At 62.2% G+C, this 16,968-nt stretch carries 12 protein-coding genes; 1 reads left to right on the top strand and 11 read right to left on the bottom strand.

Translation table 11 applies throughout. The features are described from left to right. Positions 1–25 precede the first annotated feature (25 nt). From folP to ACR0LD_RS02435, 9 genes are all read right to left on the bottom strand, one after another. Positions 26–1,024, bottom strand: coding sequence for a dihydropteroate synthase (folP, locus tag ACR0LD_RS02475; protein ID WP_480635540.1), 999 nt, complete (start codon positions 1,022–1,024; stop codon positions 26–28). Beyond that, positions 1,021–1,941 carry a dihydroneopterin aldolase gene (locus ACR0LD_RS02470; protein WP_170366440.1) on the bottom strand — a complete coding sequence of 307 codons (921 nt, stop codon included), beginning with the start codon at positions 1,939–1,941 and terminating at the stop codon, positions 1,021–1,023. Before ACR0LD_RS02470 ends, folP begins: the two co-directional genes overlap by 4 nt. Before the next feature lie 102 nt (positions 1,942–2,043). Beyond that, on the bottom strand, positions 2,044–3,420 hold the full coding sequence (locus ACR0LD_RS02465; protein ID WP_480635539.1) for a multicopper oxidase family protein: 1,377 nt from the start codon (positions 3,418–3,420) through the stop codon (positions 2,044–2,046). A 79-nt stretch (positions 3,421–3,499) separates the two neighbouring features. Then, the gene (locus ACR0LD_RS02460) at positions 3,500–4,141 is read right to left on the bottom strand and encodes a cell wall hydrolase (RefSeq protein WP_170337909.1); all 642 of its coding nucleotides are present in this window, start codon (positions 4,139–4,141) and stop codon (positions 3,500–3,502) included. Positions 4,142–4,327: 186 nt separating this feature from the next. Continuing rightward, positions 4,328–6,889 (bottom strand): putative PEP-binding protein, encoded by a 2,562-nt coding sequence (locus tag ACR0LD_RS02455; RefSeq protein WP_480635538.1) that lies wholly within the window; start codon positions 6,887–6,889, stop codon positions 4,328–4,330. Between the two features lie 66 nt (positions 6,890–6,955). Continuing rightward, a complete protein-coding gene (gene glyS, locus ACR0LD_RS02450) occupies positions 6,956–9,175 on the bottom strand; it encodes a glycine--tRNA ligase subunit beta (RefSeq protein ID WP_480635537.1) in 2,220 nt (739 codons plus the stop codon). Between the two features lie 9 nt (positions 9,176–9,184). Next, the gene (gltS, locus tag ACR0LD_RS02445) at positions 9,185–10,396 is read right to left on the bottom strand and encodes a sodium/glutamate symporter (protein ID WP_480635536.1); all 1,212 of its coding nucleotides are present in this window, start codon (positions 10,394–10,396) and stop codon (positions 9,185–9,187) included. 9 nt (positions 10,397–10,405) lie between these two features. After that, complete coding sequence (locus ACR0LD_RS02440; protein WP_170370725.1) at positions 10,406–10,930, bottom strand: DUF6446 family protein; 525 nt, start codon at positions 10,928–10,930, stop codon at positions 10,406–10,408. A 31-nt stretch (positions 10,931–10,961) separates the two neighbouring features. Next, positions 10,962–11,891, bottom strand: coding sequence for a glycine--tRNA ligase subunit alpha (locus ACR0LD_RS02435; protein WP_093962505.1), 930 nt, complete (start codon positions 11,889–11,891; stop codon positions 10,962–10,964). 206 nt (positions 11,892–12,097) lie between these two features. Here ACR0LD_RS02435 and ACR0LD_RS02430 point away from each other — a divergent pair, with 206 nt between their 5' ends. After that, on the top strand, positions 12,098–13,843 hold the full coding sequence (locus ACR0LD_RS02430; RefSeq protein WP_480635535.1) for a serine protease: 1,746 nt from the start codon (positions 12,098–12,100) through the stop codon (positions 13,841–13,843). Between the two features lie 54 nt (positions 13,844–13,897). Here ACR0LD_RS02430 and ACR0LD_RS02425 read toward each other — a convergent pair whose 3' ends face one another. Next, positions 13,898–15,478 (bottom strand): thiamine pyrophosphate-binding protein, encoded by a 1,581-nt coding sequence (locus ACR0LD_RS02425; RefSeq protein ID WP_480635534.1) that lies wholly within the window; start codon positions 15,476–15,478, stop codon positions 13,898–13,900. Then, positions 15,478–16,926, bottom strand: coding sequence for a TrkH family potassium uptake protein (locus tag ACR0LD_RS02420; RefSeq protein WP_170370728.1), 1,449 nt, complete (start codon positions 16,924–16,926; stop codon positions 15,478–15,480). The genes ACR0LD_RS02425 and ACR0LD_RS02420 overlap by 1 nt, the downstream gene beginning before the upstream one ends. Positions 16,927–16,968: the final 42 nt, after the last annotated feature.

The raw sequence follows: 16,968 nt of genomic DNA, 5'->3' as shown, positions 1-16,968 counted from the left end.
CCACAAAGTCCTGCCTGCGACCCGATTACCGGACAGCGGCCCACAGGCGCAAGGCCTGAGCGGTCTCGGCCACGTCATGCACCCGGATGATCTGCACACCTTGCGACAATCCTGCCAACGCAACGGCGATTGATCCCGGCGCGCGGGCATCCTTGCGCGGTTCCGCGCCGATCCGGCCGATGAAGCCCTTGCGTGACACACCCAGCAGGATCGGGCAACCCAACCCGTGAAACAGGCTGAGATTGCGCAGCAAGGTCAGGTTGTGGTCCTCGGTCTTGCCGAAACCGATGCCTGGATCAACGATGATCCGGCCCCGATCCAGCCCGAGGCCTTCCAGCCGGGCCACCTGCCCGGACAGGAAATCGTAGACGTCCAGCAGAACGTCGTTATAGGTCGGGTTGTCCTGCATCGTGGCCGGGTCGCCCTGCATGTGCATAACGCAGACCGGCGCATTGATTTCAGCGCAGAAAGCCCCAAGCGCGGGATCGAAGGTAAAGCCTGAAACATCGTTGATCAGCCCTGCCCCGGCCTCGACTGCGGCCCTGGCCACGGCGGATTTGCGCGTGTCGATCGAGATCAGCGCCGGTGTCTCAGCCCGGATCGCGCGGATCAAGGGCTGGGTGCGGGCGATCTCTTCGTCCTCGGGCACAAAATCCGCACCGGGGCGAGTGGATTCACCACCGATGTCCAGAATGGTCGCACCGTGCGCGACCATTTCCCGGGCTGCTTCACACGCGGCGTCGGGGGTGTTGTGCTTGCCACCGTCGGAAAAGCTGTCGGGCGTGGCGTTCAGAATGCCCATGATCTGCGGCTGCGCCATATCCAGTCCGGCAATCGCGGCGCGCGGTTGCGTCAGCCGGTCTAGCCACGTTTCAGGGATATCGGCAGCCGCAACAATCCGGGGTGCCGCGTCACGCTGCAGACATTCGGCATGGGTGAACCACAGGTCCTGCCCCGCCAGCAGCAAGGCCCCGTCCGGGCGCGCAGGCCCGTGTTGCACCAATGGGCGATAGTAGCTGGTCACAGTTGCGCCTGCTCCACCGGAACCGCCCGAAGCGGCGTTTTGGGCGACTCGGGCAGTTCCCCGCCAATGACCAGCATTTCGCTGGCCTCAAAGGTGGCGGCGAACCAGGCGGCCAAGGCCACCGCATCGGACGGCGCCGCCGAAGGCCCATCGACCGCATCCAGCACGATCTTGGACGGTGCCCAGACACAGATCTGACCGTTCTTCATGGCCCAGTCCAGTTCGGTCCGGGTCGAGACGACGACGCAGCGATGATCACGCGCGGCCAGCACCCAAGCGTTCTGCTCGATCGCTAGCAGGTCGATCCGGCGCTGGGTCATGGCATGGCCGGTCTGCGGCACCGGCAGATCGGAGGCGCCCACGCAAAGAATCAGCGGTCGCTGCCGATTTTCCAACTGGTCGATCCAGCCCGACAAATTTTTGGACTCAATCGCTGCGTTCGACAGAAAGACCAGCCGGGGATGTGGGCGCTCTTCTTCGATGACATCGTGATGGACGGCATCCTTGCCACGAACGATTTCGACGCCCAAAGCACCCGGACCGCGATCCAGTTTTTCAATGCGTACAAAAGCTCTTACCGCCTGAGGTTCAAGCAAGATCCGCTCAGCTATTCGATCCGCCAGCGTTTCGAGCAAGTTCAGACGCTCGGCCGCCAGTTCATAGGCGATGGCCTCGGTCACCCGGTCATAGGACAGGATGCGATCGACATCATCGTCGATGTTTTCGGTCAGCGGACGCACTTCGACCACAATGTTGAAACAGATGCGCTGGGTGGTGCCCCGTTCGGCCTGAAAGGCGCCGATCTCGACCTCGACAATGTGGTCGCGCAACGAGATACGATCCAGCGGCCCGCGTGGCGCAGTCGCCTCGGACCGTTCGGACGGGTGCGCAAAGGCAAGGCGGATTTCAGTACTCATGGCACGGGCCTTTTCGGGCAGCTTGGACAGGTTTGCCCAATTTAGTGGTTCCGCGCGGCTATAGCATTCAAGCAAACGCCATTCCAGCCGCCGAATGCGGCGTCAGGTGACGCGGTACCAACTCATCATACCCGATGCGGCGTGTCCAAGCATATGGCAATGCAGCAGCCAGTTGCCCGGGTTATCGGTGACCAGCGCGATCTCGCGAGTCTCGCCACGTTCGACCAGAACCGTATCGCGCCATGGCCCAAGACTTCCGTCCGGCAAGATCAGCCGAAAGTGGTGACCATGCAGGTGCATCGCGTGCGGGAATACCGTTTCGTTCACGAAGGCGATCCGGTGAACGCTTCCCAAGGACGCATTCAGAAACGGGTCCTCGGGGCGTTCGGCATAACCGTTCAACGCCCAGAACCGGCCCAGCTGAGCCAGCTCCCGGCCCGAGAGCTCGGTCTCGCCAATCCGCGCGCTTTCAAGCCAGCGCATGGCACCGCCCTGCAACCTCATCTCGTGCCGCGGTGCGTTGTTGAAGTCCGTCAATTCCGGAAGCGGGTTCGGCGGCAATGGCCGAACTCCCGACCGGGGAGTGGAAGCCGCCTGCCCCGCCACCACAAATCGGGCCAAACCAAAGGCGCCGTCACGTTCCTGACTGAACAGGCTGGCCGTTTCCGCATCCGCAGCCAGCACATCCACCAACAAATCCGCACGTTGTGCCGGGGCCAGCGGGAACGTGTCCTCAATCGGGATCGGCTCGGCCAAAGGCATTCCATCCAGCGCGACGATCCATCCGGACATTCCGTCGAGGCCCACGGTGAAGACACGCGCATTCGCGGCGTTGACCAACCTCAGACGCAGGCGTTGGTTTTGTTGAACAGGAAAGGATGGGTCGAATGCTCCATTGACGGTAGTGAGGTTTCCCAGCCGACCAGCATGGCTGAGGTCATGACCGTTGTCGAAGTCTTGGGTAATCTGGGCCGTTTCCGGATCAAGTCGCCAGTCATCGAGCATCAGCACCAGATCCTGCTCCACATCCGGCGCTTCGGACTCGTGCACGATCAAAGGGCCATACAGGCCACGGGCCACCTGTTCGACTGACTTGTTATGCGCATGATACCAATAGGTTCCGGCGTCCGGCACGATGAAATCATAGTCGAAGGTCGCGTCGCTTGGAACCGCTTCCTGAGTAAGACCCGGCACGCCATCCATAGCGTTGTCGATGCGGATACCATGCCAATGAACCGAGGTGGCTTGCGGTAATTCGTTCACCAAGCGGCGCTGAACCCGCTCGCCTTGCTGCAGATGGATTGGGCTGCCTGGCACCGACCCATCAAAGCCCCAGATATCGGTTTCCGGAAACCCCGGAGGGGCAATCAACTGAGCGCCCTCGCGCGCAGTCAGGATCAGCGGCGCGGAGCGCGCCAGCGTTGGAAACACCGCAAGCGCGGCGGCAGATTTCAAAAGGCTTCGGCGGCTCAGATTCATTGCGGATCTCCTTGCCCGCAATATAGCCCTTGGTTTCACCCGCGCCATCAACGTTCCAGCGCGGGTGCGTCAATGCGCGCTAGTTGCTCGCAGTGCGGTAGTTGTGGCGGTAGAAGATATGCACACCGATGCGCGCAGTTTCCTTGTAAACGCGCGACCACGACGGGCGCACCGCCTTGGTGTGGTAATGCGTGGCCCCCGACGTCAGCGGGTCGCTGACCCCCTCGATCGCCGCCTTGGCAACTTTGGCCACCCGCTCATAGGCTTTCTTCTCGTGAATGACTTCCTTGCGGCCGTCACAGGTATAGGTGAACTGGCACTGATATTTCTTGCCTGTTCCCTGACGGATAACGCCGCAGACGGTGTTCGGGAAACGGGTGCTTTCCACCCGGTTCAAAATCACCTCGGCAACCGCGAATTGGCCGCGCACGCTCTCTCCGCGCGCTTCGAAATACAGGGCCTCGGCCAAGCATTTCAGATCTTCGCCACCGCTGGCTTTGGGCTGTTGGTCCAGCCAGGCCTTGGTGTAGGAAATCTCAACCGGTTGGACCTCTTTCCTAGGTTGGAACAGCTTCAGATAGTCGCGAAAGCTTTGTCCCGGCACCTCGTTGCGCGACACCAGTTCGCGCTTGGCAGTCTCGGTGGCTTCCCTCTCGGCAACGGACGCACTCGGCATCACGGTTGCCGCCGCAATGGCAACAGCCAGTATATATCGTAGCATCAGATAACCTCGCACAGGCACTTCACGCGCCATACCCTCCCCCGGCGGGCGCGACGGGGTCTTAACGCAGAAGGCGCGAAAGGTCCAGTTCTGAGGAAAAAGCAAGAAAAATCTTGCCCGCGGGGCCAAAATTAATCAGCCACAGGTCCATCCCGAAACCACTATTCCTAGGGCTTTGACGGCCTGTCAACCCCCAAGTTTTGACGAAATCGCCAACTGAGCGGCAGCCAGCCGAGCGACCGGGACTCGGAAGGGTGAACAGGACACATAATCGAACCCCAAATCCCGACAAAGGGCGATTGATTCGGGGTTGCCGCCATGTTCACCACAGACCGAAAGCGTGACATCGGGCCGAGCTGTACGCCCCCGCTCCGAGCCCAGCTTGAGCAGTTCGCCGACCCCATCGGCGTCCAGAACATGGAACGGATCCTCGGTGAACACCCCCTGCCGAACATAGGCTGACATGAAGCGTCCCGCGTCGTCGCGTGACAGACCATAGGTCATCTGCGTCAGGTCATTGGTGCCGAAACTCAGGAACGAGGCATGAGGAGCGATTTCCTCGGCGCGCAAACAGGCCCGGGGCGTTTCGACCATCACACCCAACCGGTATTCGAACTCCTGACCACGCTCGGCCGCAACGGCTGCGGCAACCGTGTCCACCCGCGCCTTGATCAGTTCGACCTCGCGCTTGGCCGAAACCAGCGGAATCATGACCTCGGGCACCACCGGCGCGCCATTTTTGCTGGCTTCGAGCGTCGCCTCGAAGATCGCGCGGGCTTGCATATCATAGATCTCGGGCACCGTGATACCAAGGCGTACGCCCCGCAACCCCAGCATGGGGTTGTATTCGCTCATTTCGTCCACCCGACGCTCCACATCCGAAACCGGAAGATCCAGCGCTTCGGCCAGTTCGCGCTGCCCGCTGCGCGTGGTCGGCAGAAACTCGTGCAGAGGCGGATCGAACAGTCGGATGCAGACGGGCTGCCCTTCCATGATCCGGAAAAGCTGCACAAAATCATCGCGTTGCATCGGAAGCAACCGCTCCAAAACCGCCGCGCGTCCCGATGAAGTCTGAGCGAAAATCATCTCGCGCATCACGATCAGACGACCGGGGTCGAAAAACATATGCTCGGTTCGGCACAACCCAATCCCCTGCGCCTGGAAGTTTCGCGCAGCCTGCGCGTCGGCAGGAGTGTCGGCATTGGCACGAATTGATATGTCTCGCTCGGCGTCGGCCCAGCTCATCAAGGTCTGAAAACAGTCATCCAGTGCAGCTTCGAGCATCGCCGGCTCGCCCGCCAACACCTGGCCCGAGCTTCCGTCAATCGTCAGAATGTCGCCTGTGGTGAAAACGCGGCCGTCCGGAACGGTAAGCTGCTTTTTCTTGGTCTGGAACCGCATCTCGGACGCGCCGACGATACAGGGCAGCCCCAGCCCACGCCCGATCACGGCCGCATGGCTGGTCATGCCACCCTTTTCGGTCAGTACGGCGACCGCGGCGTGCATGCCGCGCACATCCTCGGGCGAGGTTTCACGGCGCACCAGAATGCAGGGCTCGCCGCGCGCGGCGCTGGCCTGTGCCTCGGCCGAAGTGAACACGATCCGGCCGGTGGCCGCCCCGGGACTGGCCCCGATACCCGTGGTCAGCACGTCACGCTTGGCCTCGGGATGCACCTGACGGTGCAGTAACTCATTCAGAGAATGCGGGTCGATCCGCATGACGGCTTCCTGCGGGGTGATGATGCCATCCTCGGCCAATCGAACAGCGATCCGCATGGCGGCGCGGGCGCTGCGCTGAACGCGGACCCCGTCCAGAATATGCACCTTGCCGTTTTCGATCACGAATTCGACCTGCATCTCTTCGCGCAATTTGCGCCGCATCAACGCCGCATGGGCCTTGAGGTCGGCAAAGGCCTGAGGCGCAACATCCTCGAGCGCTTGCCCGCGCGGGTCCTTTTCAAGGTAGAGGGCCGCAACCCCCTCGCCCAGCGCATCGCGCCCTTGGCTTTGGCTCAGGTAGCGGCCTGTGATCTGCGGCATGCCGGTCGAGGTATTCACCAGCTGCAGCACACCCGATCCGCATTCGCCCTGACCGACGCCCGGGATCATCTCCTGAATGACAAGGCCCAGTCCGGCATCCGCCGGAGCGCCCTTGGCCTGCCGCAGCAGACGGGCGGACGTACCATCCCACGCCCGCGCCATCGAGCGCAGGACCGCCAGCAACTGCTCGCCCCGGTCCTGGGGGAACGCTTCGTCCGTTTCGTCCTCATAGGCGCGCAGGGTCTGGCGCAGGCCTTCGCGACCATCGGCTTCGATGTCGTCGAAAACGTCCGCGTCCAGTCGCGCAACGTGGATCGCATAACTTTGGACGAACCGCAGATACAGTGCGGCAGCGGCCTCGGGACCCATCTTGTCGGACAATTCCACGAAACGGGCATCGTTCATCCCGATGTTCAGAACCGCGCCGGGGCCACCCCAGTCAGGGTCCTCGGAACTGGGGCGAACGCACAGCAAGGCCGATGCGTCGAACTGTTCAAGTATGGCTTCGATTGCCGGGATATCGCCGTCAGCGATCCGCCGCACCTGATCGAAGGACAGAGCCACCGTACGCGGTACGGGAAGGTCCAACCGCACAAGGCGCTGCAGACATTTCGCCCGGCCGCCATGCGTGTCGGCGGCGACAGGAGCATCAGGAGTGATGAGCGTGGTATGCGGATTATTCTGCACTGCGGCACCTTTTGGTTTCACCGCAGCATAAGCGCCCTAGCCTTCCGCGCAAGGGCCTTGTGGGCGCGCCAGAGCGCGCCCACAAGGTCAGCCTTCGATCTTGGTCAGGTCCGCGACGCTGGAGCAGATCTGGCGGATCTGGCTCAGCAGATTCAGGCGGTTGCGGCGCAGCACGGCATTGTCGGAATTGACCTGGACGTCCTCGAAGAACGCGTCGATCGGCCCGCGCAGCGCGGCCATGGCCGCCATCGCCGCCGGGAAATCCTCGGCCTTGAGTGCCGGTGCAATCTTGGCCTGTACCTGATCCAGCGCGGCGAACAGGGCCTTTTCGCTGTCGGTCTCGGCGAATTTCAGGTCGGCACCGAAAGAGTATTCGACCCCGTCCTTCTCCTCGGCCTGGGTCAGGATGTTGTTGGCGCGCTTGAAGCCCTGCACCAGGTTTTCGCCATCCTCGGTCGCGATCACCGCATTCAACGCGCGGGCGCGTTTGACCAGCAGGTTGAGGTCGTCATTGCCGTCCATCGCGATACAGGCGTCGATCACGTCGTGGCGAATGCCCTCGTCGCGGAGGAAGACTTTGAGGCGGTCGTGGAAAAAGGAGAGGAGATCGTCAGATGCGTCTGGGACCTTTTTTTCAAGTTCAAGAAAGGCCGTGGCAGGCAATCCTCCGATTTTGTCCTTGACCGCTTGGAATGCAGCACCAAAGACACCTCGCTCTGCAATTTCTTCCAACAGATCAAGAACGTTAGCTTCCGGCAACGCCTCATTGATTGCGCTTTCTGCTCGAATAAGTTGGCTGTCAAAGAAGCGATCCAACGACAGCCGCAGATCGTTTTCGAGAACCAATCGAGAGATACCCAAAGCAGCGCGACGCAAAGCAAACGGGTCTTTTGAGCCGGTGGGCTTTTCATCAATCGCCCAGAACCCGGTCAGCGTGTCCAGCTTGTCGGCAAGCGCCACGGTCACCGAGAGCGGCGCGGTTGGCACGTCATCCGACGGGCCCAGCGGCGAGTAGTGCTCCTGCGCCACGGCGGCCACGGCGGCGTCTTCTCCAGCCGCCTCAATGTAATACCGCCCCATAAGCCCCTGAAGTTCGGGGAATTCATAGACCATCTCCGAACTCAGATCGGCCTTGGCCAGCCGCGCGGCCTTCTCGGCCTGGTCCGGGTCGGCGCCCGTGACCGTGGCCAGTTCGCGGGCCAGCGCGGCAATGCGGTCGATCCGCTGCGCCTGGGTGCCCAGCTTGTTGTGGAAGGTCACGTTTTCAAGTGCACGGGTCCATTGCGTGATGTCTGCCTTGGCAACCCGCAGGTCGTTCTCCCAGAAGAATTTCGCATCGGCCAGACGCGCCGACAGCACCTTCTGGTTTCCGGCCAGGATGGTCGCACCATTGTCGGCGGTCTCGCGGTTGGCCACGGTGATGAACCGTTCAATCCGCCCCGTTGCGGGGTTGCGGACCGAGAAGAATTTCTGGTGCTCTTTCATCGAGGTCTGCAGTACCTCGGGCGGCAGGTCGAGGAATTCATCGTCGATCTGCCCCATCAGCACCACCGGCCATTCGACCAGCCCGGCCACCTCGGCCAGCAAGCTCTTGTCCTCGACCACCTCCAGACCGGCGGCAAAGGCCATGTTCTGTGCGTCGTTCCAGATGTGCTCGGCCCGTTCCTCGGGCGACAGCACGACGAAGGCGCGCTTCAGCTTGGCGGCGTAATCCTCGAACCCGGTCACGGCAAACCGGCCCGGCGCCATGAAGCGATGGCCCTCGGTGGTGTCACCGGCGGTGATCCCGTCGATCTCCATCGGCACGACCTGCGCGCCGGCTTCATCGCTGAGGATGCACAGGATCGAATGCAGCGGCCGAACCCAGCGCAGGGCTCCGCTGCCCCAGCGCATGGATTTCGGCCAGGGGAAGTTGCGGATCGTGTCAGCCAGAACCTCGGCCACGATCTCGGCCGCCGGGCGACCCGGTTTCTCGATGGTGGCAAAATAGACCGCGCCCTTGGGCGTGTCCCGTTCCTCGAGCTGGTCGCGGCTAATCCCCGCGCCACGCAGGAAGCCCTCGATGGCCTTGTCCGGCGCGCCAACCTTGGGGCCCTTGCGCTCTTCGCGGATGGTGGGGCTTTCGGCCAGCAGCCCCTCGACCGCCAGCGTCAGGCGGCGCGGCGTGGTCAGGGCGTGCGCATGGGCATAGGTCAGACCGGCCTCGACCAGACCGTCGGTGATCCGTTTTTTCAAATCCTCGCCGGCGCGGGTCTGCATGCGCGCGGGGATTTCCTCGGAAAACAGTTCGATCAGCAGGTCGGGCATTTTCGATCCTTAGAAATTGACGATCGTCTGGATGACGATGGCATTGGCGATATCCACGAAGAATGCGGATACAAGGGGGAGCACGATAAAGGCAATAGGCGAAGGCCCGTATCGCTTGGTTACGGCGGTCATATTGGCAATTGCGGTCGGTGTTGCGCCCAACGCGAAGCCACCGAACCCCGCCGCCAGCACGGCCGCGCGGTAGTTCGCGCCCATGACCGGGAACAGAACCCAGATCACGAAAGCCACCGCAAACAAAGTCTGCGCCGTCATGATCACCACGATCGACAGGCCCAGATCGGCGATTGTCCACAGTTGCAGGCTCATCAGCGACATGGCCAGAAACGCGCCCAGCGCGAATTCCGAGATCAGCGCCAGCGACGGCGTGCGCGACACCGACGCGGCGCGCGGGGCCAGCAGCGGGCGCAGGTTGCCGATCACGATACCCATGATCAGGCAGGGCACGAACAGCGGCAGTTTCAAACCCGCGGCCAGGATCACCTCAGACAGAGCATAGCCCGCGATGATGGCCATGTTCAGGTACAGCAGCACCCGCATCACCGTCAGGTGGTCGATCTTCGCGGCTGCGTCTGACGGCTCGTCGGGCACGCCGACGGTATGTTCCTCGTCCGGGCGGTTTGGCGACAGGTCGCGCCCTTCGATCAACAGTCGCGCGATGGGGCCGCCGACCAGCGCAGCCAGGACAAGGCCCAGGGTTGCAACCGCAACGCCCAGCTCGGTCGCGCCCTCAAGCCCGGTGACCTGCGCCACCTCGGGCGCCCAGGCGATGGCGGTGCCGTGGCCGCCGATCAGGGCAGCCGAGCCGAACAGAACGCCGGACTGCGCCGGATAGCCGAAGGCCGCCGCCCCCGCCGCGCCGATCAGGTTCTGCGCCACGATCGTCAGCAACGTCAGGATCAGCAGCAGCACCAGAGGCTTTCCGCCCGCGATCAGATCGGACAGCCGGGCATTCAGGCCGATCCCGGCAAAGAACAGCACCAGCAGGAAATCCCGCGCGGTCAGGTCGAACTCCAGTTCCATACCGAACAGCAGATACAGCGTCAGAACCACCAGCGAGGCCAACAGACCGCCGGTCACGGGTTCGGGGATGTTGAACCGTCGCAGGATCTCGGCGCGGGCGTTGATCTCGGCGCCCATCAGATAGACGGCAAAGCCCAGCGTTGCCGTCAGAAATCCGGGGATTTCAACGATGAACCCCATCCCGACCACTCAGTTTTCCGGTTGGGGCGGGCACTCTTCACCGACAACCGTTCCGTCATAGGCCTTTTCGCCGCAGTTGTTCAGGGCATGCCAGGCAAAGCCCGAACCGTCCTGCGTTACAGCTACGATCCGATCAACGCCGTAGTGGATGTTCTTGACCCCTACGAACGCGCGGGCGGATCCGTTCGCCAACGCCTCGGCCAGAGTAGCCGCATCATAGCAGTCGAACCAACCCGGGGCCGTCAGCGGCTCGGCCTCTTCGGCGCTCATGTAGCGGACGGCCAGCTGTTCCGGCTTCAGATCTGTCTGGAAACAAGCCCGATACCGGATCGGAGAGCTGTCGGCGTCGATCGCCTGAAACGCGCTGTAGGCAATTGGCACCGGTTGGCCGGTCGCGGTTTCGGTCAGAACAACATCCTGACCGGGTGAGGGTTCGACCTCGTAGTAGTAGCCGTAGACCTGCAGGTAATACATGCTGACGCCAGCAATGACGGCGCAAGCGACCAACAGAATTGCCAGCATTTTCCCGGTCATGCGCGATCCTCCTGTGGGGTGCGACGAGCCATCAGGCCTCGAAACCCGCGGCCTCGGTCTGCACGAAAGCATCGGCGCATTGCTTGGCCAGCGCGCGCACCCGCCCGATATAGGCCTGCCGCTCGGTCACCGAAATCACGCCGCGCGCGTCCAGGAGGTTGAAGATATGGCTGGCCTTGATGCACTGGTCATAAGCAGGATGCGCCATGATGATCCGCTTGCCCGTTTTGGGGTCAACGTTTTCCTGGCTCAGGATCGCGGCGCATTCTTCCTCGGCCTCTTCGAAGTGGCGCAGCAAAACCTCGGTGTTGGCCACATCAAAGTTCCAACGGGCGTATTCCTCTTCGGTTTGCTTGAAGATGTCGCCATATGTCAGCGGGCTGGGCGATTGCGGGTCGTTGAAGGGCATGTCCATTACGTGGTCGATGCCCAGAACATACATCGCCAGCCGTTCCAGACCATATGTCAGCTCGCCCGAGACCGGCGCGCAGTCATGGCCGCCGACCTGCTGGAAATAGGTAAACTGGCTGACTTCCATGCCGTCGCACCAGACCTCCCAGCCCAGGCCCCATGCGCCCAGGGTGGGGCTTTCCCAGTCATCCTCGACGAAACGGATGTCGTGCAGGTCCATGTCGATGCCGATGGCCTGAAGGCTGCCCAGATACAGCTCTTGCAGGTCCGGAGGGCTGGGTTTGATCAGCACCTGGTACTGATAGTAGTGCTGCAAGCGGTTGGGGTTCTCGCCATAGCGCCCATCGGTCGGACGGCGCGACGGTTGAACGTAGGCCGCAGCCCAGGGTTTGGACCCCAAAGCCCGCAGGGTGGTTGCAGGGTGGAACGTACCGGCACCGACCTCCATGTCGTATGGCTGCAGGATGGCACAGCCCTTCGAGGCCCAGTAGTTCTGAAGCCGCAGGATGATTTCCTGAAATGAACGTGGTGCGCTGGACGGTTCGGTCATGACATTCCCTTTGGGCGCGGATTTGCCCGGTTCCGGTCGGTTTTGCCCTTCCTATGCAAGGGGCCAAGGGGCGTCAACGGGCCAATGCCCGCCTGCTGTCACTGTGCCGCCACACCAGAAATTCCCCGTATCGTGGGCATAGCGTTTTCACCCCTGAATCGCGTAAGTTGAGGCAAAGCCAAAACACCGCATAAAACGGGCAGAAAATGACACGCATATTCGTTGCAATTCTTTTACTGATTACAGTCGGCATGCGCGCTGCGTATGCTCAACAGGGGGCTGACGCAGGCGTCTGGGTTCAGGTCGAAGCGCAGCCATCGCTGCGCGAGGCACAGGACCGGGCGCAAGTCTATGCCAATGCCCTGCCCGACGTGAACGGGTTCCGCCTGAACAGCGGCTGGTACGCCATAGTGATCGGCCCCTATCTGCGGGCCGACGCCGAGCAGGTGCTGCGCGTCTACCGGGCCGAACGGCAGATCCCCTCAGACAGTTTCATCACCTTTTCAGGCGCCCTTGGGCAGCAGTTCTGGCCAATTGGCGCCAATGTCCTGAACCGCGGGGCAATCACAGCGCCCGTTCAGCCCGAGCCGCAGCCAGAGCAGCCACAGGCCGGTCTGACGCCCCAACCTTCGGACGAGACGAGATCACAGGCCCTGCAGTCCGAGCGGCAGCTGAGCGGACAGGAACGAAAAGACCTGCAAACCGCATTGCAGGCTGCCGGGTTTTACAGTTCGACCATCGACGGGGCATTCGGCCAGGGCACACGTCGGTCGATGGCGGAATGGCAGCGATTCAATGGCTTTGAACCGACCGGAGTCCTGACGACGGCACAGCGCAAGGCTTTGATGGATGACTACAATGCCCCGCTGATCAGCGTCGGCATGGCCCGTCACGTCGATGATCGCGCTGGGATTTCCGTCGACCTGCCGCTTGGGGTAGTTGCCTTCGACCGATACGAGGCGCCGTTCGCGCATTTCAATTCCAGCGGTGATCTGGACGCACGGGTCGTTTTGATCAGCCAGGAGGGCAGCAAAACCACTTTGCGCGCGCTGTTCGAGGCGATGCAATCGCTCGAGATCGTGCCGCTGAACGGCCCGCGTGAGCTGCGTGGCGACAGGTTTACCATCGAAGGCCGTGGCAACGGGATCGTATCCTATACACAGGCCAATCTGAGCGACGGCAAGATCAAAGGCTTCACCCTTGTCTGGCCCGAAGGCGATGACGCACGCCGCGCCCGAGTTCTGGCGGCAATGATCGCCAGCTTTGAAACCACCGATGGTGTTCTTGATGCTGCGGCTGGTGCCAATGCCGAGCAAAGCATCGACTTGATGTCCGGTCTCCAACTCAGAAAACCACGGTTGTCGCGGTCGGGCTTTTTTGCCGATCCCAACGGTCTGGTCCTGACCGTGTCCGAGGCTGTGCAGAACTGCACCCGCGTCACCCTTGAGGACGGTCAGGAACTGCAAACCGCGTGGAGCGATCCCGAACTGGGCGTGGCAGTCCTGCGCCCCAACAAGACGCTGGCACCGATGGCCGTTGCGGCCTTGAACGAAGCCCAGCCTCGCCTGCAATCTGAAGTGGCCGTCGCGGGATACTCATATGGGGGCGCTTTGGGGGCTCCGACCCTGACCTACGGCAAGATCGCCGATATCCGCGGGCTGAACGGAGAGGCCGGTGTGACCCGCCTGAGCCTGACCGCACAACCCGGAGACGCCGGCGGCCCGGTATTCGATGATCACGGCAACGTGGTCGGAATGCTGCTGCCTGCGCGGACCGAGGGGCGCACCCTGCCCCGCGATGTCAGCCTGGCTGCCGCGGCCGACCGCCTTCACGAGATCCTGTCAAAGGCCGGGGCAACGGCTCAGACAGCGCAGGAAACCGGCCAGGTTTCGCCCGACGAGTTGAACCGCCGCGCGACTGGCATGACCGTGCTGGTGAACTGCTGGGGTTGACCGAAAGTCACGAACAGAATTTGAAGGCGCCGCAGGACATTGCGGCGCCTTTTTTCATCCCTTCAAGATATCGGGCGTGACGTGCACAAGGGTCGGCACGGGCGCGTCAAAGGCCGCGCGAACGGCAGCCTGCATTTCAGGTAGCGAGTTTGGAGCGGCCGACCGCGCACCGAAAGCCTCGGCCAGCTTGCAGAAATCAGGGTTGCGCGCGACAACCGCGTTCGGAGCAATCTGGCTGCCGACCATGCTGTCCTCGATCTCTTTCAGCTTGCCGTTGTCCCAAAGGATGATGGGCAGCGACAACCCCAGCTCGACCGCCGCACCCAGTTCCTGCATCGTATAGTGGAACCCGTAGTCACCCGCGATCACGGCAGTTGGCTTTCCGCGCCGCGCAACCGCGCCGCCGATCCCGGCCGGCAGTGCATAGCCCAGAGTGCCGAACCCGGTCGGGTGGTGCCAGTGGTATGGGCGCGCCATGTCCCAGACTTCTTTCGCGACATAGGCGAACTGGGTCATGTCGGAATAGATCATGGTGTCGGCGGGCATCGCTGCACGCAAGGCGTCGGCAACCGGCACGATACCCGGTCTTTCCGCGTCGACCTCGGCGCGCCAGCGCGCTCGGGCTTCGGCCACCTCTTCCGGCGACCAGCCGGTGGCCGGCTTGCAGTCTTGGGTCGCGGACCACAGTGAATGGGCAAAACTTTCGCCGTCGGCCTGCAGCTTGACCGCCGCCCGGTGCCGGTCGGCCAGAACCTCGGGGTCGAGGTCAACCCGCACCAAGGTCGCCTTGTGGCCCAACCGGTCGCGCCAAAGGTCGACCTCACCCAATTCGGTACCGACCGCGATGACCAGATCGGCCGACCCAATCACCTCGGCACTGCCGGGTCGCGGCAAGGTCGCGCCGAAATCCAGGGTATAGCCGGTGCCGACCAACCCACGCCCCGCATAAGTGGTGAAACAGGCCGCACCGAGCTGAGACAGAATCTGGCGCCACAGGTTAGACCTCGACCCACCACCCAATATGAACAGCGGCCGCCGTGCGATGTTCAGCAGCGACAGAACCGGCGCAATGTCCGGCGCCAGAGCCTTGACCCGCACCGCGTCCTGGTTCGGAAAAGGAGCGGGGTCGGCCTCGGCCTCCAACTGCGCGATCGGGACCTGAATATGCTTGGGGCGCGGACGTTTCAGCGCGAACTCCTCAAAGGCGCGTTCGATCAGGCCATAGGCTGATTGCGCGTCGTTTGCCTGGCAGGACCAGTCGGTCACGCATTCAGCGGCCGCGCGCTGGTCTTTCATCTGGTGCAACTGGCCGCGCTGTGCCTGCGTTTCGCTCAGACAGGAGGACAGAACCAGCATCGGAACCGAGTCGGTATAGCCCTGCCCCATCGGCGTCATGACGTTGCACAGGCCAGGACCGGTGATCACGTAGGCCACGCCGGGCTTGCCCGTCGCCCGTGCATAACCGTCAGCCATGAAGCCCGCGCCCTGCTCATGCCGCGCCAGCACATGAGTAATGCCCGCTTCTTCGATTCCACGGTACATTTCCTGATTGTGCACACCGGGAATGCCGAAAATGACTTCGACCCCCCGATCCTTGAGCATGTGCGAGATTTGGGCGCCCAATGGTCTTTTCATCAGCCTCTCCAGAACCGAATGGTGAACAGGACATACACGGCCATCAGCTCCAGCCGGCCGGTCAGCATTCCGAAGGTCAACAACCACTTGGCCGTGTCGTTCAGCCCGGCAAAATTCCCTGCGGGGCCGATCTGATCACCCAAACCGGGGCCGACATTTGCAAGCGCCGTCGCTGCACCGGATACCGCTGTGATGAAATCCAGACCAGTCAGCGCCAGCGCCCAGGACAGCGCCCCCAGCGACAGCGCGAAGAACATGAAAAAGCTCATGACCGATGTCAGGACATCGCGGCTGATGGCGCGGCCATCATATTTGGGCACGAACACTCCGTGCGGCGACCGGATCCGACTGATCTGAGCCTTGATGGAAGCAATCAGCAATTGATAGCGGAAGATCTTGATGGAGCAGGCCGTAGAACCGGCGCAACCGCCGATCAGGCCGATCATGAAGAACATCATGATCGGAAAACTGCCCCAGGTCATGTAATCGACACTGGCGTAGCCGGTGCCGGAAATGATCGAGGTGATGTTGAACAACGACTCGCGCACCGCCTGTTCCCAGTGGTGCGGAAAGACCGATGTAAGAAAGACAGCCATGATCGCCACCAGAACGGCGATCGTGGCCAGAAAGGCCCTGATCTGGCTGTCTTCCAGGATCGAGCCTGTCCGGCCGTTGACGAATTGCACATACCGCACGAACGGCAGCGCAGCCAGGATCATGAATATGGACGCGGCGTATTCCGCGGGCCCCGAGAACGTACCGAACGAGGCGTCATAGTTCGAGAACCCTCCGGTGGACATGGTTGTGAACGCATGAACGACCGCGTCGAAAAAGTTCATTCCCAAGCCGGCATAAACCAGGGCGCAGGCTACGGTCAGGAATACATAGATCAGCGAAATCTGGCCCGCGATCTCTTGCGCGCGAGGAAGGATTTTCCCCATGGTTTCAAACCCTTCCGAGCGGAAGATCTGCATTCCGCCGACCTTGAGCTCGGGCAGGAAAACCATGGCCACGACAATGATGCCGATCCCGCCCAGCCATTGCAGCAAACCGCGCCACAAAAGCAGGCCACGCGGCAGATCATCCAACCCGGAGATTACGGTCGACCCGGTGGTGGTCAGCCCGGACATGGCTTCGAAATAGGCATCGACAAATCGAAGCTCGGTCTCACCGAACACGAAGGGGATTGCCCCGAACAGCGGCAGCGCGACCCAAACGCCAGTGGTCAGCAAAAAGGTCTGACGGATGGTCAGCCCCTCGCCCACACCGTTCGAGCAGCTCATGGCCAGAACCACGCCGGTCAGGATCGTGATGACACCGCTTTCAAAGAAAACGTTCCACTCGCCCCGACCCTCGATGATGTCCGCAAGCATCGGCAACAGCATGGTCGCCCCAAGTATGGCGACCAGCAAGCCAATCACATATCCGACCGGGCGAAGATCCATCATGACGGGCAGCGTTGGCGCGCCGGCCCGAAAGTGTCAAGCAGA

The organism is Ruegeria sp. BF8, assembly GCF_056538625.1.
This window is presented reverse-complemented; position numbering and strand designations above follow the sequence as displayed.

Bases quoted from the DNA above. Each gene is read 5' to 3' on its own strand.
- ACR0LD_RS02430 (WP_480635535.1), top strand. From the start codon at position 12,098: ATGACACGCATATTCGTTGCAATTCTTTTACTGATTACAGTCGGCATG.
- ACR0LD_RS02460 (WP_170337909.1), bottom strand. From the start codon at position 4,141: ATGCTACGATATATACTGGCTGTTGCCATTGCGGCGGCAACCGTGATG.
- ACR0LD_RS02425 (WP_480635534.1), bottom strand. From the start codon at position 15,478: ATGAAAAGACCATTGGGCGCCCAAATCTCGCACATGCTCAAGGATCGG.
- ACR0LD_RS02420 (WP_170370728.1), bottom strand. From the start codon at position 16,926: ATGATGGATCTTCGCCCGGTCGGATATGTGATTGGCTTGCTGGTCGCC.
- ACR0LD_RS02435 (WP_093962505.1), bottom strand. From the start codon at position 11,891: ATGACCGAACCGTCCAGCGCACCACGTTCATTTCAGGAAATCATCCTG.
- gltS (WP_480635536.1), bottom strand. From the start codon at position 10,396: ATGGGGTTCATCGTTGAAATCCCCGGATTTCTGACGGCAACGCTGGGC.
- ACR0LD_RS02465 (WP_480635539.1), bottom strand. From the start codon at position 3,420: ATGAATCTGAGCCGCCGAAGCCTTTTGAAATCTGCCGCCGCGCTTGCG.
- glyS (WP_480635537.1), bottom strand. From the start codon at position 9,175: ATGCCCGACCTGCTGATCGAACTGTTTTCCGAGGAAATCCCCGCGCGC.
- ACR0LD_RS02470 (WP_170366440.1), bottom strand. From the start codon at position 1,941: ATGAGTACTGAAATCCGCCTTGCCTTTGCGCACCCGTCCGAACGGTCC.
- ACR0LD_RS02440 (WP_170370725.1), bottom strand. From the start codon at position 10,930: ATGACCGGGAAAATGCTGGCAATTCTGTTGGTCGCTTGCGCCGTCATT.